This is a genomic window from Glaciimonas sp. GNP009 (assembly GCF_054343755.1).
The window spans coordinates 4,035,442-4,057,573 of the sequence record NZ_JBTGUV010000004.1 but is presented as its reverse complement, the minus strand read 5'-3'; the positions used below and the strand labels follow the sequence as shown (position 1 = coordinate 4,057,573).

Sequence of the window (22,132 nt, the reverse complement as noted above, 5' to 3'; positions counted from 1 at the left end):
CCGATAAATCGGTATTTTTCTTACGCACTTCCTCTCCATTTGTACGGAGAGGGTGCGGGATACTTACACGACCATCGACAATGCCAACGTAAACAACAAGCCAAGTACCGAGATAAGAGTTTCGCAGACGGTCCAGGTTTTGAAAGTTTCTGTGACTGTCATGTTGAAGTATTCTTTCACTAACCAGAATCCGCCATCGTTGACGTGCGACAAAATCAGCGAACCGGCGCCGGTTGCTAATACCATCAGTTCTGGTCGCGTACCGGCAACGCTGGAGACGATAGGAGCGACGATGCCGCAGGCGGTGATCATGGCGACGGTGGCAGAGCCGGTGGCGACACGAATAAGTGCGGCGACAAACCAACCTAAAACCAAAGGCGATAAATGCGCGCTGGTGGCGATGCCGACGATAGCATTTGAGATGCCGCTGTCTTTTAGGATTTGACCGAAACCAGCGCCTGCACCGACGATGAGGGTGATGCCAGCGATGGGTGCCAGACTCTCGGTTGTGAATTTAAGAATCGCTTCACGATCAAAACCGCGTGCTTTACCGAAGGTGTAGAAGCTGACCAGGGCGGCTATCAACAATGCGATGACGGAGTTGCCAATCAGGCGTAAAAAGTCGTTGAGGAAAGTCTTTGGCGTAAAGAAAACGTCTGCCCAACTACCTAACAGCATCAATACAACTGGCAACAGAATCGTCGCTAATGTAATGCCCAGACCTGGCAAATCGCGGTTACTGTCTTTTTCTACAAATTGCGCCAAGAGTGGATTGTCTGGATTCGGAAATACAAATTTCGAAATCAATTTTGCGAACAACGGGCCAGCGATAATCGCAGTAGGAATACCAACGATGAGCGCGTACACAATTGTGCGGCCGATGTCAGCGTTGTAAGCCGTTACCGCATACAGTGCAGCCGGATGCGGAGGAATCAAACCGTGGACGACCGACAAACCGGCCACCATCGGGATACCAACCAAAATCATATTAGTACCGGTGCGCTTGGCAACGTTGAAGGCAATCGGAATGAGCAACACAAAACCAACTTCAAAAAACACCGGCAAGCCGACGATCAATGCGACCACCATCATGGCCCAATGGACGTTCTTTTGTCCAAAGGCACCGATCAGTGTGTTGGCAATCCGTTCTGCCGCACCTGATTCTGCCATCATCTTGCCGAACATGGTGCCAAGACCGACGACCAGTGCGATATGACCGAGTGCGCCACCGACGCCTGTTTCATATGATTTAACAATGGTGCCCATTGGCATGCCTACCGCAGCGCCTAAAATGACGGATACCACGATCAATACGATGAACGGATTCATCTTGAATTTTGCAATTAATACTACCAGCGTAATCACTGCGATCAGTGCGTACGCTAGCAGCATGTTTCCCTGAACCATCTCCATTACTATCTCCTAAGGTGAGCACTTCAGATAACCGGCCTGCCACTTCAGCAAATGCACTTGGTAAGTGATACCACTATTTCCCATTTGGTGGCGCTGTTTTTGGGCGGCGCTCCGTGTTAAATAATGGCGACTATTTGCAATGGGCAAGGTCAGTTTCAGGTTGGTTTTTTAAACGATGCTCTTTATATCACGTCAGTTGGTTATTTTTGATGCTTTTTCTACCCGTTGACAAGCCCCGCCAGCAAATCCACTACGCTTGTCTTTTTAGACTTAATGCTAGCGTTTGAAGGCGATGCAATCTACTTCCACTTTACAATCGACCACCATCGCCGACTGGACACAGGCGCGCGCCGGTGGATTGGCACCGAAGTAGTCCTTAAACACACGATTGAATGATGGGAAGTCGCGTGTGTCGTCAAGCCAGACGCCGCAACGAATGACGTGTTCGGGACCATAACCGGCTTCGGTCAGAATCGCGAGGACATTCTTAATCGCCTGATGCGATTGGGCGACAATGCCGCCATCAATTACCTCACCATTGACCATCGGGACCTGACCGGATACATACAGCCAGCCATCCGCCTCAACCGCGCGCGCAAATGGCAGATGCTGACCACCTGTTCCAGTACCGCCTTCTACGCCGTATCGTTTGATTGTCATTTTCTTTCCTTTAAAAATTGATATGTACTACTGTGGTGTTGCTTGCTTAATTGTTTGTTTGCATGGCTTGTTGAAAATGCGGTAACGACCTACGTACCCGACCGTGCCAAAAATCGCCCGGCACGTTGACCGGTGGCGGCCTTTTCTGTGCCGCCACGATACGATAGAACACCATTCACCCAAACCGCCTCGATGCCTTCGGCAGCTTGCATTGGGTCAGTAAAAGTCGCTGCGTCGCGTACCGTTTCAGGATCGAACAACACGAGGTCGGCCCAGTACCCTTCTCGCACCAATCCACGCTCAGTTAATCCAAAGCGTTGCGCTGACAAGCCAGTCATCTTGTTGATGGCGACAGTTAAGGGGAAAAGTTTTTTTTCACGGCTGTAATAGCCAAGCACCCGTGGAAAAGCGCCCCATAAACGTGGATGCGGCAATGGATCATTTGGTAATCCATCCGATCCAACCACCGTTGCAGGGTGGCTGAGAATACGGTCAACATCATCATCATGCATGCCGTAATACACGGCACCGGCTGGCTGCAAACGCCGCGCTGCTTCCAGCAAATCAACATCCCACTCCGCCGCTATCGCTGCTAATAACTTGCCGCCCATGGCGGGATGTGGCACGGACCAAGTGACTTGAATATCAATGGTATCGGTGACTTGCTTCAGATCCAGCGTGGATGAACTTGCGGTATAAGGATAGCAATCACAGCCGACCGGCTGATAACGTTGCGCCCGTTCAAGTGCCGCAAGCACTTCTCCGCTGCGCCCCCAGTTATCAACACCGGCGCATTTCAAATGCGAAATCACGACCGGAACGCGTGCATGTTTACCGATTTCAAAAGCTTCGTTCATTGCTTCCAGAATCTCGGCAAACTCACTCCGTAAATGGGTCGCATAGATTCCACCGGCAGCGGCCAGTGGTGCGGCCAGCGCCATCACTTCGGAAGTTGGCGCACTGATCGCGTTGCCGTAAGCAAGGCCGGTACTCAGACCCAACGCGCCATGTGCCAATGCTTCGCGCAATTGCGTGCACATGGCGTTAATTTCCTGGTCCGTAGCTGCCCGATCAAGACGATCCATTTGATTGTTGCGCAATGCTGTGTGTCCGATCAGGGCCGCGACATTGACGGATGGTTGCGCTTGATTGACTGCTGCGACATAACTGGCGAATGTGGGATAACTAAAAGCGTCTGACTCGCCCAGCAAATTCATCGGATCAGGCGGTGCGCCTTTGAGGCTGACCGGAGCGGCGCTGATGCCGCAATTACCAACGATGACGGTGGTCACGCCTTGCGATAGTTTAGGAAACATCTCTGGCTGGCGAATGACATTGGTATCGTCATGCGTGTGCACATCGATAAAGCCAGGACTCAATACCTTGCCGCTTCCGTCAATAACTTGCGGCGCTTGCCAAACGTCCAGCAAACCGACTGCTGCGATTTGCAGGATGCGCCCATCCATGAGGGCAACATCAGCACTAAAGGGAACTGCGCCGCTGCCGTCGATCAACGATACGTTGCGGATTAATGTATCACAGCTTGTATTACTGCTATTTTTGGCGCTATTGGCCTCTTGCTTATTTGTTTCGCCATTCATTTCAGTCTCCTAACGGTTCACGGTTGCCGCTTCCAAGGTGTGTATCGAGCGTGAACTTCAGCCGTCGCAGTAATTCCTGACTATGATCTTTTTGCAATAAAGCCAGTTCAGCCATCAGTACATCTAGTACCATCATCATCGCGTAGCGTGACGACGAAGGCTTAAAAATGAAATCGGTTTCAAGCGATTTGAGGGGCAGTAATACGTCGGCGATCTTCGCCAGTTGCGAACCTAATGCGGTGATCGCAACCAGACGCACGCCGTACTCTTTTGCCACCCGACAACTGGCAAGCAACTCGGGCACATTTCCTGTAGTTGAAAACACTAATACCACGTCATTTTTGTCCAACGTAGCGGCCACCATGCGTTGCAACAAGGCATCGTGATAGGTGGCTGCGGGCCTCCCCAAACGTACCAACCGATAACGCGCCTCGTCAGATAACATGGTGGAACCACCACCCATACCGAACGCGTAAATCATGCGAGCATCCAGTAACAAGCGCGCGGCATGCTGCAATGCATCTTGATTCAGCAGAGTTCGATTGACTTCCAGTACTTTGCCAATATCAGCGTAAATAATGTCTGCGATCTGTGGCACGCGCCCTTCTGGCGCTGGCAATTCAGCGCGTAAAAATCGCTCGCCAATCGCGGTGGCTTGTCCCAACTTCATTTTCATGTCGCGTACGTCGCGGCATCCGATTGCTCTCGCGAAACGTGTCACACTGGCTTGACTGACCCCGGCAAGTGTTGCCAACGTGCCGATACTTGCTGCCGCGGCGAACGGCAAATCGGCCAAAATCGTTTGGGCAACCTTTTGCTCGGCCAGCCGCAGATGTCCGCTGCGCTCGGAAATACGAGACACGATATCGAATGTTTCTGTAACCGTATTTGCTATGGCACGCGCCATAGCAGGCGACCAATTGGGTGGCATGCGCTCTCTTTTCCTATCTGAAATATGACCTATTCTAAAATCTGCCGCGCATCAATTTTAAACAACTTTACCACGCGACGAATATCTTTTGTGTTACTTTATATCAGAAGCAGAATATTTTCTATTTACGAATGAAAAATGAATAGAAAATGTCAATTTTTTGTTGCAATATTTTACCTATCTCCGATATAAATGAAGGAAATATCAATGAATGATACAAACTATCACGACAGCATTGTCAATCCGATTTTGCTGCCTCTGAACAAAGGTTTGGGAGATTTTGAACAACCGCTTGTAACCGCTGCTGTCAAGGATTTGCGCTGGAACTTACTGCGCGAGGAAGTCAGCTTGCCGTCCGCCGTGCTGTACGAAGAACGCCTGCAACACAATCTCGCATGGATGCAACAATTTGTCACCGAATACGGCGTTAAGTTAGCCCCACACGGCAAAACCACGATGGCACCAGCATTGTTTGCACGTCAAATAGCTGGCGGCGCATGGGGTATTACATTAGCGACTGCGCACCAAACCCGAGTGGCCTATGAACATGGCGTGCGCCGCGTGATCATGGCAAATCAACTGGTCGGCAAACAGAATATGGTGATCGTCTCCCATTTGCTGACTGATCCATCATTCGAATTTTGTTGTTTAGTGGATTCGGCTGCGGGCGTTGATTTGCTCGGCAGTTTCTTCAAAGCACGCAACCAGACGTTACACGTGCTGCTAGAACTAGGTTCTGATGACGGTCGCACTGGCGTCCGTGATGCCGAGCAACAAACTGCCGTACTCGAAGCTATCGCCCACTGGAAAGGTCACATCGTTCTGGCTGGCGTAGAGCTTTATGAGGGCGTATTGAAAGAAGAAGCAGATATTCGACAGTTTTTGCAACGTGCCGTTACTTGCCTCGGCGATATTGCCAAATCCGGTCAATTGGGCGAGCGCGCTGCGCTGCGCCCAGTGATTCTGACAGGCGCTGGTTCTGCCTGGTACGACGTTGTGGCGGAGGAATTTTCTAAAGCTGACATCGGCTTGCCATTGGATGTCATCCTTCGGCCCGGCTGCTATCTGACGCATGACGTCGGCGTTTATCGTGCATCGCAAGAACAGATTCAAACCCGCAATCCGGTTGCCCGACAAATGCGTACGAATCTGTTACCGGCATTGCAATTATGGGCTTACGTACAATCTCTCCCAGAACCGGGCAAAGCGATTATCGCGCTTGGCAAACGGGATGCAGCCTTCGATGCCGGATTGCCGCAACCAGCAAAGCACTATCGTCCCGGAACCAGTAAACCTGGCGCAACACCCTCACACTGGAAACTGACGGGAATGATGGATCAGCATGCTTACATGGAAATCGCCGCTGGCGACGATATCAAAGTCGGTGACATGGTCGCTTTCGATATTTCTCATCCGTGTCTGACTTTCGATAAATGGCGACAAATAGCGGTGGTTAACGCTGAGTTCGATGTCATTGATGTTGTTCATACGTTCTTCTGATGCACTCGTCGGCAACGATTGTTGCCAACAAATAATCCCTTCGTCGCCACACATTATGTGAATGTAGCGGCGATACCGCCTTTGAGAATTGCAGCCGCTCGGAATACTTCCTCGAAGACGCACTTTGGGGCGTACTATTTAGACAATATTTACAGGGTTGCGCGCATTGATACTAAAAACTATCATAGTTTTTTGAAATAATACGCAACCCATTGGCACTGAATCGATTGGTATTTTCTGGGGATTGAGGCACTAAAAAATCGTGGAAAATTTATCTGCAAATGTTACGTTCACTTGTGCAAAGTAGCGTGCCAAGCTTATCCTAACGGACATGAGTATCACCCGCCAAGACCTGGAACAAGACCGCTTGCGTAGAGCGCTAATCAACACACCTATTGCTGCTTCGTTTCTATCGGAAGAGGCGCTAGAAGCTTCCTGGCGCGGGATGCTGGCGTCGTTACCGACAACGCATGGTGATATCTGGCTGTTCGGTTATGGCTCGCTGATCTGGAATCCGATGGTGCTATTTACGCAGCGGCGGCGCGCTACTTTGCACGGCTATCACCGAGGATTTTATTTATATTCAAATATCAATCGTGGCACGCTCGATAAACCGGGATTGGTATTGGGACTGGACCGAGGCGGATGCTGTCATGGTGTCGCTTTTCGCATACCGGCCGCCGATATCGAAACCGAGTTGCGCATGTTGTGGCGGCGTGAAATGTTGACCGGCGCGTATCTGCCACGTTGGCTATCCATTCGATTGCCAGAAACGGCGGACCATCAGCCGCATCAGGTCAAAGCGCTGGCGTTTGTCATGAACCGTCATCATGCTGGCTATGCCGGACGCCTGTCTGACACGATCGTCGTCTCGCATTTACGGGATGCGAGCGGTTTATACGGGCCAGCAAGAGAGTATTTGCAACATACGCTTGAGGGATTGCTTAAGGATGGACTTCAAGATCCTTATCTGGCGCGCTTGTGGGCGCAATTGCAGAGTGAGAATAAATAAGTTTTATGTCAGGGCAGAGAAGGTCTGAGAAGGCTGCTCGTTGGCGGTAAAGCCTGTTCAGCAGAGAATGCGAACAACGTACAGATACCACGATGACAGCAGTGCTTTAAAAGGGGAAGTGTGCAACTGGTGCACTGATGTTGCACACTCTACTCACGCCAAACGCAGCTGCCGTAAAAACAGCTGCGCTTTATATCAACTCACAACTGCGGATTCAATTTTTCCGCACGTGAATGCAGCTTGTTCAACGCCGTCAAATAGGCTTTTGCACAAGCGACCACGATATCCAGATCAGCGCCAACACCGTTCACTATTCGCCCGGCTTTAGAAAGGCGCATGGTAACTTCACCCTGCGATTGCGTGCCGGTGGTAATCGCGTTAACCGAGAACAACAGCAGTTCAGCAGCACTCGCCACTTTGGTTTCAATAGCATTCACAATGGCATCAACAGGCCCGTTCCCCTGCCCTTCGCAAGTCACCTCTTGACCGTCAATGGAGAAGGTCACTTTGGCGCTTGGCTTTTCGCCAGTTTCTGAATGTTGGGATAAGGAAACGTACCGATAATACTCATTTTCATGCGATTGTTGTTCGCTGGATACCAATGCAATAATATCTTCATCAAAAATATCCGCCTTTTGATCAGCCAATTCTTTAAAACGCGCAAAAGCAGCATTTACTTCAGTTTCAGAATCGAGATCAATGCCCATATCTTGAAGACGCTGCTTAAACGCATTGCGCCCGGACAATTTGCCAAGCACAATTTTGTTGGCACTCCAGCCGACATCTTCAGCGCGCATGATTTCGTAGGTGTCGCGTGCCTTCAGTACGCCATCCTGATGGATACCGGAAGCATGTGCAAACGCGTTGGCGCCCACCACGGCTTTGTTAGGCTGTACGATGAAACCGGTAATCTGCGAGACCAACCGTGACGCAGCAAGAATTTGCGTGGTATCGATGCCGATGTCGAGATTAAAGTAATCGCGGCGTGTCTTGACCGCCATCACGATTTCTTCCAATGCGGTATTGCCGGCGCGTTCGCCGAGGCCGTTGATCGTACACTCAACCTGACGCGCCCCACCGATCATCACGCCAGCGAGCGAGTTGGCAACCGCCATACCCAAATCGTTATGGCAATGAACCGACCAGACAACCTTGTCCGAATTGGGAATCCGTTCACGCAAGGTTTTCAGCATGTGTCCGTACAGTTCGGGCACGCCATAACCGACCGTGTCGGCAAAGTTGATGGTGGTCGCACCTTCTTTGATCACGGCTTCCAATATGCGACATAGAAAATCCATGTCAGAACGGCTACCGTCTTCGGGACTGAACTCCACATCATCGGTGAAATTGCGTGCATAGCGCACCGCCATCTTAGCCTGTTCAAAGACCTGATCGGGCGTCATGCGCAGCTTCTTCTCCATATGCAATGGTGAAGTCGCCAGAAATGTGTGTATGCGCTTGCGCTCAGCTGGCTTTAAAGCCTCAGCGGCACGGGCGATGTCTTTATCATTGGCACGGGACAGCGAGCACACGGTCGAATCTTTGACGATACCAGCAATCGCTTTGATCGCTTCAAAATCACCAGGCGAGGCCGCGGCAAAACCAGCCTCAATCACGTCGACTTTCATCCGCTCCAGCTGTTTGGCAATACGAATTTTTTCATCCTTGGTCATTGATGCACCAGGAGATTGCTCACCATCACGTAACGTGGTGTCGAATATGATCAATTTTTCGGGTGAGTTGGCTGCCATGCTGTGCTCCTGAATGTTTACTTATTATAAGACTTACGCAAAACCGCCCCAACTGCATTGGGCTTTCATAGCCACTTACGAGGCCCGACATTCACATACTGTCTTCGTCGGCCGGGTTAGCAAGCCCGTTGATGGGACGGTTTTGCGTAAATCCTATAATAATCAATTGTAAGGTTTAATAAATGACTATATCCCAGCGCACGCAACAACATGCACCATTACCGTTTTCTAAAAAAGAACCATCTTTTCAAACTAAAAAAGATTAACTATTGGAATTTGGTAGGAAATCACCCATCGCCGGCGCTGGATGCGAAGCCGCAGGACAACGATAGGTAATCAAAGTCCGCATTTTAGTAAAACGCGCCGCAGCCAACTGACCGCCACCGCAGCGCCATCTCCACTTCTATTTGCTACATAGAATCAAAATCCGTCATAAAGACATGGGTTGACTTATTTTTACGCGCTAATAAAGCCATGCGGCTGTTGAGCAACGTAACTATTGCAGCACCTGGTATAAATTTACTTACCTGTCCTCTCGCTCATGATCATGATCGGGCTCGTGTTCGGTTTGCAGTATGCTGACTGGCTTACCTTTGAATAAGCGCCAAAAATAGACGCCCAGACCGGATAGTCCATACAGCACGAACAGGCCAAACAAAACCTTCGACGGTGCACTTGAAATAACCACTAATATCAGTACGACGACAAAGGCAGCAATGAACGGTACCGGCTTACGCAGATTAATGTCTTTAAAGCTATAAAAAGGCACGTTCGTGACCATGGTCAGGCCAGCGTATAAAGTAATCCCCCACGCCACCCAGTTTAAGTCAGCACCGACAAAACCAAGATCATCCATAATCCAGACAAATCCCGCGACAAGTGCTGCCGCCGCTGGGCTTGGCAAGCCTTGAAAATAACGTTTATCGACGACGGTGATATTGGTATTGAAGCGGGCAAGACGCAAGGCCGCACCAGCGCAATACACAAACGCTGCAAGCCAACCCAATTTACCCATTCCACGCAATGACCATTCATACACGACGAGTGCAGGTGCAGCACCGAACGAAACCATGTCCGACAAGCTGTCATACTGCGCGCCAAATTCGCTCTGGGTATTAGTCATGCGAGCCACGCGACCATCCAGACTGTCGAGTACCATCGCTGCGAAAATCGCAATCGATGCATAATCAAATTTCAAATTCATCGCCATAACAATTGCATAGAAGCCACAAAACAGCGCAGCGGTCGTAAATGCATTGGGCAATAAATAAACACCACGACGTCTCAGACTTGGCCGCGCCGGGCTGTCATCTTCGTCATCATCCTGATAAGACGGTCGCAAAGAATTTTTTGCGCGTAATGCCTTTGGGAACTGTGCAACGTTACTCTTCGCTTTTCGGCGTGGGAAAGTAGCCATGTGAATTCCGTTTCAATCTATAAATCAAATTTGTGGTGATGATGATGCAATAAAGCTATCACAACCGGTCATACGGCCTTGCTAAAGGTCGGGATAAACAATGCACGGTTGAAGCGCGGTTGACTTGCGCGACTCGCTTGGATTACTCCAAACGCCTCAGGCATTGGCATCAGGCATTGTTTAGCCGCGACTAGTCTTACAGATTTCTTTGGCGAAACTTAAAATTCAGCCAAAATGGTTTCTGTTGCTGAGACTTTATCGCCTACGGCAACTTTCGGTGTCGCAGTCAATGGTAAGTAGACGTCAACCCGTGAACCAAAACGAATAAATCCATACCGTTGTCCGCGCGCAAGAACATCACCAACTTTGACATAACAAAGAATACGGCGTGCAATTAATCCTGCAACCTGAACGCAAGTGACTGTCTGACCGTTTTTTGCAGTGATTACCAATGCGTTACGCTCGTTTTCAATCGATGCCTTATCCAAATCCGCGTTGACGAACTTGCCCGGAAAATACTGCATCGTTTCGATCTTGCCATCAACGGGCGCACGATTTGAGTGGACGTTAAAAACATTCATAAAAACGCTGATTTTTAATGCTTCACGATTAGCGTAAGGATCATGGGCTTTTTCGACAACCACAATACGACCGTCAGCAGGAGAAATTACCGCGCCAGGGATTTGTGGGATCACGCGTGGTGGGTCACGAAAAAATTGCAATACGAATAAGGCAATAATCCAAAAAGGAATGGACCAACCGATCGAGAAAAAGCTGATCAGCAACGCCACGGCAAAAGCAATGGCGAGAAACGGCCAACCTTCGCGGGCGATAATAGGATGTGGGTAATTATTCAACTGCGCTCCGGATTGTCTTAAAGAAATGATAGAAATTTGATAGCGAGGCTATTCTAGTCGAGCGAGGGGCAAATGTAACCCTTTGCATTGCAATCAGTAACTAATTCCATAATAGCTTGAAAACAATCGGACACCGCCATTAGCGCGCGACTTTTGGCACGCGAACGACGAAACGGCAAAAATACAGGCGACCCGATCTCGGTCTGACGACAATCCAACTGAGGAAGTGGCGACCCGAATTGTCACTTGAAGCGCACTTTGCCAACCACGCGCATGGTCAATGTCGTTTCACCTGGCTCGAAGCTTGGCTCTTCCACTGGCGCACTATCCATTGATACCGAGCGCATCATCATTGCGCCTTTAGGCATGGCGGTTTCTGGCGCATAGTTTCCAGAGCCTTCAAAATCAATCGTGTCCAGTACCGCATCCGACTCACTGCGCCCCATAGCACGTGCAATAGAACCGATTCGCTCATTCAAATTCAGATAGGTAGCGGCGATCCGCTGATCGTCCATCTTTTTGCTGGTGGCGTCACTGAGACTGAAATGTAGACCATTCAGTCCGAGCACGCTTTGCACTGAAGCGACGGTCTTTGGCAAAGTATTCAAGTTGGTTGTGGTGGCATCCAGATATTGACCGACACGCCAACCAGTGGGTTGCCGTGGTTTATTGGTATTGGTTCGAGGCTGCGTCTCTTCAGGGTAAACCGGATAGGTGTAATAACCGCGCGTCTGCAGGATAGCCTGAGGGTCTTGCCGTTTAAGGATCTCGGCTCCCTGTTTCATCTTCTGGTTCACGCGCGAGGCCGCTGCGGCTTTGTCTTTATCCTGCTCTTCAATAGTGAAGGTCACGCGCACCTCGTCATTGACGTGCTTGACTTCACCGTAAGCAGGTACGACGACTAAAGCCCCGGTCGTCTGCACTTTAGTTTGTGCATATACGTTCAGACTAGCGACTGCCAACACGGATAAAACCACTAGATTACGGTATGGCGACATAGTATTTTCCCAAAAATAGAGGTTTGTACTAGAGATGTGAATCTCAATAGGATTCACAGCTCATGAAGTTGTAACAACAAGATGATAGATTGCCACTTTGATGACGGCATTCCGGTTTAGTTCTCATTGCCAACTAAATTCACATAGATTTATTCTATGGGATGAAGCAGATGATTTAACCAAATGTTTACTTCCGCGGCGGGGAAGTGGCGATGGCATCATATTGATAAGGTGGTAATGCTTCGCCACAATGTTTACAGAATAACGAGTCGGCTTCATGACCTTCAGTTAAACAATTTACACAAGTGCGCGTGGTCGGTGTCCCTCGCATCATGCTCATGGCCAGCTCTACCCCAACAATGCCTGTCGGCAAAGCAATGATGCCGTAACCGAGCAACATGGCCATGGAGGTAATCAACTGTCCGAATGGTGTTTTAGGATGGATATCGCCATACCCGGTGGTAGTCAGCGTCACGATGGCCCAATACATGCCGACAGGTATACTGGTAAAGCCATTCTCCGGTCCCTCAATGACATACATGATCGTTCCAAGAATGACGCTCATGATGATCACGGCACCGAGAAACACAAATATCTTGTGCCGACTATTACGCAGTGCCTGTAACAAAACCTGCGATTCATCGTAATAACGCGGTAATTTTAAGACTCGAAACACGCGTAACATCCGCAGCAACCGCACATCAATGAGGAAGTGAAACTCGGGCAACAATATAGCCAGGTATGTGGGTAATATCGACAACAGGTCAATCACCCCAAACAAGCTTGTCGCATAGCGCAACGGCCGCTTCACGCAAAGCAAACGAACGACATATTCAATCGTGAAGAGGATGGTAAATAGCCATTCCAATCCGTTCAATATCAAAAAATCGCGAGCCCGAATTGTGCCGATGCTATCGACGATAACCGTGGCAACACTCAGAACAATGATAATTAATAGCCCTGTGTCAAAACGCCGCCCGGCAACAGTGTCAGCCTCAAAAATGACTGTATATAGTCGCGCCCGCCAAGATTGATCGGGCTTACCAAAATGGGGCTTTTTAAAAACCGTTGTTGTCATGCTATGTGGGGATGATTTTTCGGATTGATAAATAAATGACTAATTACGACTCACAATGTCTCTCAACGACAGGTATCACGACTTTATAGCAAAAAGAGACGCAAATGCGCCCCCTTGTTTGCTTAACAGGCCAAATACTTACTTTCGAAACTAGGCGCTGATTCTAAGCCCGAGTATGACCGCTCCCCTGCTTCTTAGTTCTTGATGCTGAGACTTGGTATCTGGTTTGAGCGATGATTGCTCTTTTTTTTGATCCTGAGGGTGGTAAACAAAAAAAGCTGTGCGTGTGCACAGCTTGTCGACTTCACGCTGTAGTCGCTTGCAAGCGATTACTGCAATGATGCCCTACCTTTCTTGCAACTAACAACTGTATTAGTTTTTAGTTTGGTCCACCATTGCGTTCTTTTTGATCCATGTGCACGTGAAGTCGAAAAAAAAGCTGTGCGTGTGCACAGCTTGTCGACTTCACGCTGTAGTCGCTTGCAAGCGATTACAGCAATGATGCCCTACCTTTCTTGAAACTAAAAACTGTATTAGTTTTTAGTTTGGTCCACCATTGCGTTCTTTTTGATCCATGTGCACGTGAAGTCGAAAAAAAAAGCTGTGCGTGTGCACAGCTTTTCGACTTCACGCTGTAGTCGCTTGTAAGCGATTACAGCAATGATGCCCTACCTTTCTTGAAACTAAAAACTGTATTAGTTTTTAGTTTGGTCCACCATTGCGTTCTTTTTGATCCATGGCATCATGCCACGCAGTTTTTCACCAACAACTTCAATTTGGTGCTCTGCATTTAAACGACGACGGGAGATCAACGTTGGTGCGCCAGCCTTGTTTTCAAGGATGAAGCTCTTTGCATATTCACCAGTTTGAATGTCTTTGAGAATCGCACGCATTGCATTTTTTGTTTCTTCGTTGACGATACGTGGGCCCGAAACATATTCGCCGTATTCAGCGTTGTTCGAGATTGAGTAATTCATGTTGGCAATACCGCCTTCATAGATCAGATCAACGATCAGTTTCAATTCGTGCAGGCATTCGAAGTAAGCCATTTCTGGTGCATAACCAGCTTCAACCAATGTCTCGAATCCAGCTTTGATCAGTTCAACTGCACCACCGCACAAAACTGCTTGCTCACCGAACAAGTCTGTTTCAGTTTCTTCACGGAAGTTAGTTTCGATGATACCAGCGCGACCGCCACCGTTTGCAGTTGCATACGACAGAGCGATGTCACGTGCAGTACCAGATTTGTCTTGATAGATGGCAATCAGGTGGGGAACGCCGCCACCTTGTGTGTATGTTTGGCGAACAGTATGGCCTGGTGCTTTTGGCGCGATCATGATGACGTCCAAATCAGCGCGTGGTGTTACTTGGCCATAATGTACGTTGAAACCGTGCGCAAACGCCAGTGTGGCGCCTTGCTTTGCGTATGGAGCAACATTTTCCGCGTAAACCTGGGCGATGTTTTCATCAGGCAAAAGAATCATGATGATGTCTGCAGCTTTAACTGCATCATTGACTTCAGCAACTTTCAAACCTGCATTGACCGCTTTATCCCACGATGCGCCGCCCTTGCGCAGACCAACAGTCACTTTAACGCCGGAGTCATTCAAGTTTTGCGCGTGCGCATGACCTTGTGAACCGTAGCCGATGATAGTAACGTTTTTGCCTTTGATCAGTGAAAGGTCAGCGTCTTTGTCGTAAAAAACTTTCATTTTTAATCCTAGTAATAATTCAATTGATAGAGAACTGTTTAGACAATCCAAATCAGTTCGATACATTCAGTTAGTGGAAACACATCCGAAAGCGTGACTTTTTCAGTCTTGCTTTACATCTCACGCATTACCGCTTATGCACATAAGAATGACGCATCAGACATGATTAAATCATCCCTGACACGAAACTTTTACACCTTTAAGATACGTTCTCCGCGTCCAATGCCCGAGGCACCGGTACGGACCGTTTCCAAAATTGAAGCCCGGTCTATCGACTCTATAAAGGCGTCCAGCTTGCTTTTGGCACCAGTCAATTCAATAGTGTAAGACTTATCCGTGACATCAATTATGCGGCCCCGGAAGATATCCGCAGTGCGTTTCATTTCTTCACGCTCCTTGCCGACCGCACGTACTTTGATCAGCATGAGTTCGCGTTCGATATGCGCGCCTTCGGTCAGGTCGACCACTTTGACGACTTCAATCAGACGATTCAGATGCTTAGTAATCTGTTCGATCACTTCATCTGAACCCCTTGTCACGATGGTCATCCGTGACAGGGTTGCATCTTCGGTCGGTGCGACCGTCAATGTTTCAATGTTGTAGCCACGAGCGGAGAACAAACCCACTACGCGTGAGAGTGCACCGGCTTCGTTTTCTAGCAGTACGGAAATAATATGTTGCATTACAGATCCTCCGAACCGAGTAGCATTTCAGTCAAGCCCTTACCCGACTTCACCATCGGCCAGACATTTTCGGTTTGATCAGTAATAAAGTTCATAAACACTAAGCGATCTTTCATGGCAAACGCTTCTTTCAGCGCACCGTCGACATCGCCAGGTTTTTCGATTTTCATACCGACGTGGCCATACGATTCGACCAGTTTGGTAAAGTCAGGCAACGAATCCATATACGACTCAGAGTAGCGGGAGCCATAATCAATTTGCTGCCATTGACGCACCATGCCGAGGAAACGATTGTTCAGAAGGATGATTTTTGGCGTTAAGTGATATTGTTTGCAGGTCGCCAGTTCCTGGATACACATTTGGATAGATCCTTCGCCGGTAATACAAGCGACAGTAGAACCAGGGTTCGCCATCTGCACACCCATGGCGTACGGCAAGCCAACACCCATCGTGCCAAGACCACCGGAATTGATCCAGCGACGTGGTTTATCGAAACGATAATATTGCGCTGCCCACATTTGATGTTGACCAACGTCCGATGTGATGAACGCATCACCGTCTGTAATCTGCCAAACTTTTTCCACGACAGATTGCGGCTTGATAAATTCTGACGAACTCTCAAATTTCAGACAATCACGTGAACGCCATTGGTTAATCTGCGTCCACCAAGCAGCCAAAGCAATAGCGTTTGGCTTGGTTTCAGCAGCTTCTAGCTGAGCCAACATTTCTTGCAGAACGTCTTTTACGTTACCGACGATTGGAATATCGACTTTGACGCGTTTGGAAATCGACGATGGATCGATATCAATATGAATAATTTTGCGTGCATTGCTAGCAAAATGTTTAGGATTACCAATCACGCGATCGTCGAAACGCGCGCCGATAGCAATCAATACATCGCAATTCTGCATCGCCATATTGGCTTCGTAAGTGCCGTGCATGCCTGGCATACCGACAAACTTATCGCTTGACGCTTTGTAACCACCCAATCCCATCAGGGTATTGGTGCAAGGATAGCCAAGACGATCAACCAAACGGTTCAACTCTGGCGATGCATGCGCCAGAATCACGCCACCGCCGGTATAAATCATCGGGCGTTCAGCAGTTAGCAACAATTGCAGTGCTTTGCGGATCTGTCCTGAATGACCTTTATCTACAGGCTTGTACGAACGCATCTCGACTTCTTTCGGATACGCAAATACATGGCGATGCATGGTGATGTCTTTAGGGATATCAATCAGCACCGGTCCAGGACGACCGGTAGTGGCAATATAAAATGCCTTTTTAACCGTTTCAGCCAGATCCTTGACATCTTTGACAAGGAAATTATGCTTAACGCAAGGACGTGTAATACCAACGGTATCGCACTCCTGAAAAGCATCTTCACCGATAGCATAGGAAGGAACCTGACCCGAAATCACGATCATCGGAATCGAGTCCATATACGCAGTTGCCAAGCCAGTGACCGCGTTGGTGACGCCGGGACCGGAGGTGACAATCGCTACACCGACTTTGTTCGAGCTGCGCGAATAGGCATCAGCAGCGTGGATCGCAGCCTGCTCGTGACGAACTAGTATGTGTTGAAATTTATCTTGTTGAAATATGGCGTCATAAATGTATAACACCGAGCCGCCTGGATAGCCGAAAACGTGCTCGACGCCTTCTTCTGCCAGACAACGAACTAAAATTTCTGCGCCGCTAATGGGCAAATTTGTATCTTGACTCATGCTTCTATGTCCTTTCAAGGTCCATGGGAAATTGATCGGATGCTCTCTCCTAATGATAACGGCGGCTTGCTACATGGATTTTGGCATTCCTTTTTTGTGCCTTCACAACATTTCGTTGCGTACCCGTAGATACGATTCAAAATGTCGCTTCGCGCGACTCGTTCAGCCAATTACCTTGAAGCAACACGTCCATTCTCTCGCGCTTGTGGCACGGGTTAGAGCAAACAGCTTTCAAATATGAAGCGCGTCTTGTCACTAATCAGCATCTTGCGCTGGTCGCGAAAAGACCATGGGTCCACTTCAGGATGCTGAAGTGGAGTGATACCATAATGCGTACTTTCATTTTGGTCAAGGCAAATTCAACGAAACCCTCTTGAAATCTTCCTAATTTGAACACAACTACGTATTATTGCCCCACGAGCACTGTATTTTTGATAGCATTCGATCAGTTTAAAAATCCCTTTTTTAACGATTCAACCTGATGCATCAATAAATTAGTCAGCGCTTACGAGCGAACTAATACTCTTTGATTACTCAGGACGCGTTAGAAACTAGTTTGCCCGCAACAACGCAGCAAAATTCTGAACAACTTTCACTGGCTGGCAGCGAATGACACTATGTATGACACACGGTGAAACGCGCGCCACAATGCATGGCAACCGATAAAGAACTTTCAGATTTTCTCGAAAACGTAGAGCGACGCGCTTTTAAACAGGCGGTGTACGCAGTCCGCAAGGACGAGTCAGCGCTGGACATTGTCCAGGACGCGATGATCAAGCTTGCGGAAAAATACGGTGACAAACCGTCTGCCGAGTTACCGATGTTGTTTCAACGCATCTTGCAAAACACGATCCTCGATTATTTTCGGCGTGAAAAAGTACGCAACACGTGGGTTAGTCTTTTTTCGAGCATGGGTCACGATAAGACCAGCGACGAAGATTATGACGTGCTTGAAACGTATGAATCAGAGGACGGCTCGCAAGCTGCTGAGTCCAGCTCGTCCCAGCTTGAACGAGAACAAATCCTCGAAATCATTGATCAAGAGGTTCAAAAGCTGCCTGGGCGTCAACGGGAAGCGTTCCTGATGCGTTATTGGGAGGACATGGATGTCGCCGAGACTGCCGCCGCAATGGGTTGCTCTGAAGGCAGTGTAAAAACACACTGCTCTCGTGCTACACACACCCTGGCACAAGCGCTTAGGGCCAAAGGAATAAGTTTATGAGCAGTAAAGACATCAATTTTGCGTACAAAGTACGCCACGCGCTTAATGAGCGTATCGACGACATGCCGACAGCCACATTGGACCGGCTAGCCGCTGCACGTCAAATGGCCTTGTCTCGCAAGAAAGCCGACAAACCTTTACGCGTTGTCGCCCACCAAAATGTTGTTGCAGGAACAGCAAATAGCTTTTTCCCACAAGCTACTTCATGGTGGACGCGACTAGGCGTTGCTGCGCCGATACTTACTGGCGTTGTGCTATTTTTCGGCCTGTATCAGTATGAGCAACAACATCGTATAACCGAAATTGCGGCTATTGACGCCGCTGTACTTGCTGATGAAGTCCCGCCTTCCGCTTATTTAGACCGAGGTTTTGATACTTATCTTGCCAAACACGAAGAATAAGAATGGCGCTAATACCAACAATAGAAAATAATGAAGAGCGACTTGCAGCGACTGCGCTGTCAAATAGCAAAGCCACATCTATAGGTAAACTTCTATCTTTAAAGCACCTTGCTAAATCGCGTACTTTTATGCTTACCTTATTGACAGTATTAATGTTAATAATGAGCTCTGCGTCGGTGCTGATGCGTCCTTCACATGCTGCCGATGCCCTTGGTGCGAGCGCCAGCACAAGTACTGTAGGCAACAACAGTAAGGCGACAGGCGAATTGGCGATCAAGCCAAAACCTGCCAATCCATCAAAGGTCAACAAACCGACCGACAGCAAAGCCGAATGGGAAGATCTTACTGCTGCACAGAAACTGATATTAGCGCCGCTGGCTTCTGGCTGGAATAGCTTAAAACTCTCCACTCGAAAAAAGTGGGTTGAGATCAGTAAACGTTTTGCCAGCCTGAGTCCTACCGAACAATCACGGGTTCAGGACCGAATGCATGATTGGGTAAATCTGACACCTGAACAACGGCGGGTCGTGCGTGAAAATTACGCTAGGAACAGAAGACTGGACACCGAGCAACGAGCGAAACGTTGGGCAGAATATCAACAATTGCCGGAAGCAGAAAAACAAAAATTAGCAGCAGAAGCGGCGGCGGCAAATAACCGCAAGCGCATCACTGCGCAAGTGCTGTCGCCCCAAACCAAACCTAAAGAAGCAAAACCAATTCAGCTGGCACCGAAACCAGTGCCTGCTGCGGTGCCAGCGCAAACTGCGAGTCCGGCATCGGCCGTTGATGCAGTTGGCCATTAAATCAGATCTGGATAGGTCACGACATTGCCGAAGCGGTCGATGCTAAAATTTGACGAATAGTCAGCACTGTAAGTCGGCTAAAAGTAAGCTATAAGTCGGTTATATTGATCGCCACACGTACAAAGAAATAATCGCACCTTGAATCCTTCCGCGCCATCCAACGATACCGTTATTTCCACTGAACCCGCAACGCCATCGCTTAAAAGGCGCTTTGGCAGCATGATGTACGAGGCAATGCTGCTGTTTGGCATCCTGTTCATCGCCGGTTTGCTTTTTTCGACATTGCTACAGCAACGCAACGCATTGTATTTGCGGCACGGCCAGCAAATATGGCTATTCGTGGTGTTGACCGCGTATTTTGTCTGGTGCTGGAGTCACGGCGGTCAAACGCTGGCTATGAAAACCTGGCGACTCCAGTTGATCAATAAAGATGGTAGCGCAATGAAGGCAAAAGACGCTTTGGCGCGCTATTTGTTAGCATGGCTATGGTTTCTTCCTGGATTGATGCTCGCCTGGGCTTTCGGCGCGCACACCTGGATGCTGGCAATCGTTCCCGTTTTGAATTTTGTTTTATGGTCACTCACTATTTATCTTGACCCACAGCGTCAGTTTTTGCATGACCGACTGGCGGGGACCAAATTAGTAGACATGGTGGAAAGCGTAAAGCCGCCAGGAAAAAGACGCTGGTATCATTAAAGACTAGGGGCCTTACAATCCAGCTACGTCAAATCTCGAATCCCTTGGTTAGCCGCTTTGCAATACCGCCAGTTCTTCTTCCGAAAATCCTGCCGCGCGGCGTGCGTCCAAATTAAAAGGTCCACGCAAAACCGGTGCTTGATATTGGACTACCAGATTGGCAAAGGCTGCAATCGGCTCAAGCTGGCGCTCTTTACACAGCCAGTTATACCAATGGTTACCAATCGCGACATGACCCACCTCTTCCCGTAAAATAATGTCGAGAATCTCGGCCGCGGCTAAGTCTCCGGCCTGCGCAATTTTTGCCCGCACAGCGGGTGTGGCATCCAATCCACGCGCCTCAAGGGTACGCGGCACCAACGCCATGCGTGCCAAAATGTCATCTTTTGTTTTTTCAGCCATTTCCCACATGCTGTTATGCCCGGGGAAATCACCATAGGCAAACCCTAAGGTCTGCAGATGTCGCGCCAACATGCCAAAGTGTTGCGCCTCCTCCACCGCGACACTCAGCCAGTCAGTGTAATACTGGTCCGGCATAGCAGGAAAACGGCACACAGCATCTAACGCCAAATTGATAGCATTGAACTCAATGTGTGCCAGCGCGTGGATCAGTGCGGCGCGGCCTTCCTCGGTGCGCATGGACCGATGCTTCAATGTTTTAGGCAATACGAGTTCGGGCCGAGACGGGCGACCCGGAATCGCGCCTGCTTCAGCCTCACCCACCAGCGAAGCATGCGCATCCAATGTAAGGGTGTTATTTTTGAAATCAGCGTTTAATGCCGCTACCTCCAATACCTTTGCCGCAGGATCGCGCAATAGCAAGCAGCGCAAGGCCGATGCACGCAACTCGGGCAACAGTTCAGGCGATAATACTGGTGGTAACTCTGCTTCTGGAACAACAAAAATAGGTTCAGACATACTCTTCATGCTAGCAGCGGTAAAATAGGATTTTTAGGAATAATTGCGATTTAAGTTACAACAAACCGCGGCGTAAAATGTAAATAAATTTCGTCAAAACCTGGTGCAGGAATAAAGTAGATAAATATAATCAATTAAATAATCTACAAAACGATCCTGTCACCGATCAAAACAAACACCCACATTCTACGGAGAATTATGAGTATCTACCAACTTGGCGAACATTGCCCCGACGTTGACCCATCCGCCTACATCACAGAGAGCGCGACGCTTATTGGCAAGGTTAAGATTGAGGCCAGAGCCAGCGTCTGGTTCGGCGTTACCATTCGTGGAGACAACGAACTGATTACGGTCGGTCTCGGCAGCAATGTACAAGAAAACTCAGTTTTGCATACTGATCACGGCTATCCCCTTACTATTGGCGAAAATGTCACTATCGGTCATCAAGTTATGTTGCACGGATGCACCATAGGCGATGGCTCGTTGGTTGGGATACAGGCTGTGATACTCAATGGTGCCAAGATCGGTAAAAATAGTCTGGTTGGCGCTGGTGCTCTGGTAACCGAAGGCAAAGTCTTTCCCGATAATGCATTGATTATGGGAACGCCAGCCAAGGTGGCCCGCATGTTAACGGAAGAAGAAATCGCCAAGTTGGTAAAAGGCGCGCAAACTTACGCCGAACGCGGTCAGGAATATAAAACCCAACTTAAAAAAATCGGCTAGAGAGTAATGACCGAAAAAGGTACAAAGAA

20 protein-coding genes are annotated in these 22,132 nt (G+C 48.8%); 7 read left to right on the top strand and 13 right to left on the bottom strand.

Features of this window, described 5'->3' with window-relative positions; all coding sequences use genetic code 11:
- Positions 1–63: 63 nt before the first annotated feature.
- The 4 genes from ACXX82_RS18780 to ACXX82_RS18765 form a co-directional block, all read right to left on the bottom strand.
- Positions 64–1,413 (bottom strand): GntP family permease, encoded by a 1,350-nt coding sequence (locus ACXX82_RS18780; protein WP_322237325.1) that lies wholly within the window; start codon positions 1,411–1,413, stop codon positions 64–66.
- Between the two features lie 276 nt (positions 1,414–1,689).
- Entirely contained in the window at positions 1,690–2,073 is a 384-nt protein-coding gene (locus ACXX82_RS18775) for a RidA family protein (protein ID WP_323507278.1), read from the bottom strand.
- An 89-nt stretch (positions 2,074–2,162) separates the two neighbouring features.
- The gene (locus ACXX82_RS18770; RefSeq protein WP_322237321.1) at positions 2,163–3,674 is read right to left on the bottom strand and encodes an N-acyl-D-amino-acid deacylase family protein; all 1,512 of its coding nucleotides are present in this window, start codon (positions 3,672–3,674) and stop codon (positions 2,163–2,165) included.
- Between the two features lies 1 nt (position 3,675).
- Positions 3,676–4,605 (bottom strand): MurR/RpiR family transcriptional regulator, encoded by a 930-nt coding sequence (locus tag ACXX82_RS18765; RefSeq protein ID WP_416186820.1) that lies wholly within the window; start codon positions 4,603–4,605, stop codon positions 3,676–3,678.
- Between the two features lie 207 nt (positions 4,606–4,812).
- Here ACXX82_RS18765 and ACXX82_RS18760 point away from each other — a divergent pair, with 207 nt between their 5' ends.
- Complete coding sequence (locus ACXX82_RS18760; RefSeq protein ID WP_458563465.1) at positions 4,813–6,105, top strand: amino acid deaminase; 1,293 nt, start codon at positions 4,813–4,815, stop codon at positions 6,103–6,105.
- A gap of 331 nt (positions 6,106–6,436) precedes the next feature.
- Complete coding sequence (locus ACXX82_RS18755; protein WP_458563464.1) at positions 6,437–7,117, top strand: gamma-glutamylcyclotransferase; 681 nt, start codon at positions 6,437–6,439, stop codon at positions 7,115–7,117.
- Positions 7,118–7,317: 200 nt separating this feature from the next.
- On the opposite strand, the gene ACXX82_RS18750 is transcribed toward ACXX82_RS18755, so the two are convergent.
- From ACXX82_RS18750 to ACXX82_RS18715, 8 genes are all read right to left on the bottom strand, one after another.
- Positions 7,318–8,868 (bottom strand): 2-isopropylmalate synthase, encoded by a 1,551-nt coding sequence (locus ACXX82_RS18750; protein ID WP_322237314.1) that lies wholly within the window; start codon positions 8,866–8,868, stop codon positions 7,318–7,320.
- 523 nt (positions 8,869–9,391) lie between these two features.
- Positions 9,392–10,285, bottom strand: a complete 894-nt coding sequence (gene pssA, locus ACXX82_RS18745) for a CDP-diacylglycerol--serine O-phosphatidyltransferase (RefSeq protein WP_322237311.1) — start codon at positions 10,283–10,285, stop codon at positions 9,392–9,394.
- Between the two features lie 218 nt (positions 10,286–10,503).
- Positions 10,504–11,142 carry a phosphatidylserine decarboxylase gene (locus ACXX82_RS18740; protein WP_322237309.1) on the bottom strand — a complete coding sequence of 213 codons (639 nt, stop codon included), beginning with the start codon at positions 11,140–11,142 and terminating at the stop codon, positions 10,504–10,506.
- Positions 11,143–11,384: 242 nt separating this feature from the next.
- Positions 11,385–12,140, bottom strand: coding sequence for an SIMPL domain-containing protein (locus tag ACXX82_RS18735; RefSeq protein ID WP_458563463.1), 756 nt, complete (start codon positions 12,138–12,140; stop codon positions 11,385–11,387).
- Between the two features lie 187 nt (positions 12,141–12,327).
- Positions 12,328–13,218 carry an ion transporter gene (locus ACXX82_RS18730; protein WP_322237304.1) on the bottom strand — a complete coding sequence of 297 codons (891 nt, stop codon included), beginning with the start codon at positions 13,216–13,218 and terminating at the stop codon, positions 12,328–12,330.
- A gap of 695 nt (positions 13,219–13,913) precedes the next feature.
- Positions 13,914–14,930 (bottom strand): ketol-acid reductoisomerase, encoded by a 1,017-nt coding sequence (ilvC, locus tag ACXX82_RS18725; protein WP_322237301.1) that lies wholly within the window; start codon positions 14,928–14,930, stop codon positions 13,914–13,916.
- Between the two features lie 191 nt (positions 14,931–15,121).
- Complete coding sequence (gene ilvN, locus ACXX82_RS18720; RefSeq protein ID WP_205319759.1) at positions 15,122–15,613, bottom strand: acetolactate synthase small subunit; 492 nt, start codon at positions 15,611–15,613, stop codon at positions 15,122–15,124.
- Entirely contained in the window at positions 15,613–17,340 is a 1,728-nt protein-coding gene (locus ACXX82_RS18715; protein WP_322237297.1) for an acetolactate synthase 3 catalytic subunit, read from the bottom strand. The genes ilvN and ACXX82_RS18715 overlap by 1 nt, the downstream gene beginning before the upstream one ends.
- 652 nt (positions 17,341–17,992) lie before the next feature.
- Here ACXX82_RS18715 and ACXX82_RS18710 point away from each other — a divergent pair.
- The 4 genes from ACXX82_RS18710 to ACXX82_RS18695 all read left to right on the top strand — a co-directional run bounded on the left by ACXX82_RS18710 (position 17,993) and on the right by ACXX82_RS18695 (position 20,462).
- Positions 17,993–18,562, top strand: a complete 570-nt coding sequence (locus ACXX82_RS18710) for an RNA polymerase sigma factor (protein WP_322237295.1) — start codon at positions 17,993–17,995, stop codon at positions 18,560–18,562.
- Positions 18,559–18,963, top strand: coding sequence for a DUF3619 family protein (locus ACXX82_RS18705; RefSeq protein ID WP_322237293.1), 405 nt, complete (start codon positions 18,559–18,561; stop codon positions 18,961–18,963). Before ACXX82_RS18710 ends, ACXX82_RS18705 begins: the two co-directional genes overlap by 4 nt.
- Positions 18,964–19,124: 161 nt before the next feature.
- Positions 19,125–19,766 (top strand): DUF3106 domain-containing protein, encoded by a 642-nt coding sequence (locus tag ACXX82_RS18700; RefSeq protein ID WP_322237292.1) that lies wholly within the window; start codon positions 19,125–19,127, stop codon positions 19,764–19,766.
- A 138-nt stretch (positions 19,767–19,904) separates the two neighbouring features.
- Positions 19,905–20,462: an RDD family protein gene (locus tag ACXX82_RS18695; protein WP_322237289.1), complete on the top strand. Its 558-nt coding sequence runs from the start codon at positions 19,905–19,907 to the stop codon at positions 20,460–20,462.
- Between the two features lie 48 nt (positions 20,463–20,510).
- Here the strand turns inward: ACXX82_RS18695 and ACXX82_RS18690 are convergent, their stop codons facing one another.
- Positions 20,511–21,380 (bottom strand): ferritin-like domain-containing protein, encoded by an 870-nt coding sequence (locus ACXX82_RS18690; RefSeq protein WP_322237287.1) that lies wholly within the window; start codon positions 21,378–21,380, stop codon positions 20,511–20,513.
- 198 nt (positions 21,381–21,578) lie between these two features.
- Between ACXX82_RS18690 and ACXX82_RS18685 the strand changes: the two genes are divergently transcribed.
- Complete coding sequence (locus tag ACXX82_RS18685; RefSeq protein ID WP_322237284.1) at positions 21,579–22,103, top strand: gamma carbonic anhydrase family protein; 525 nt, start codon at positions 21,579–21,581, stop codon at positions 22,101–22,103.
- Positions 22,104–22,132: the final 29 nt, after the last annotated feature.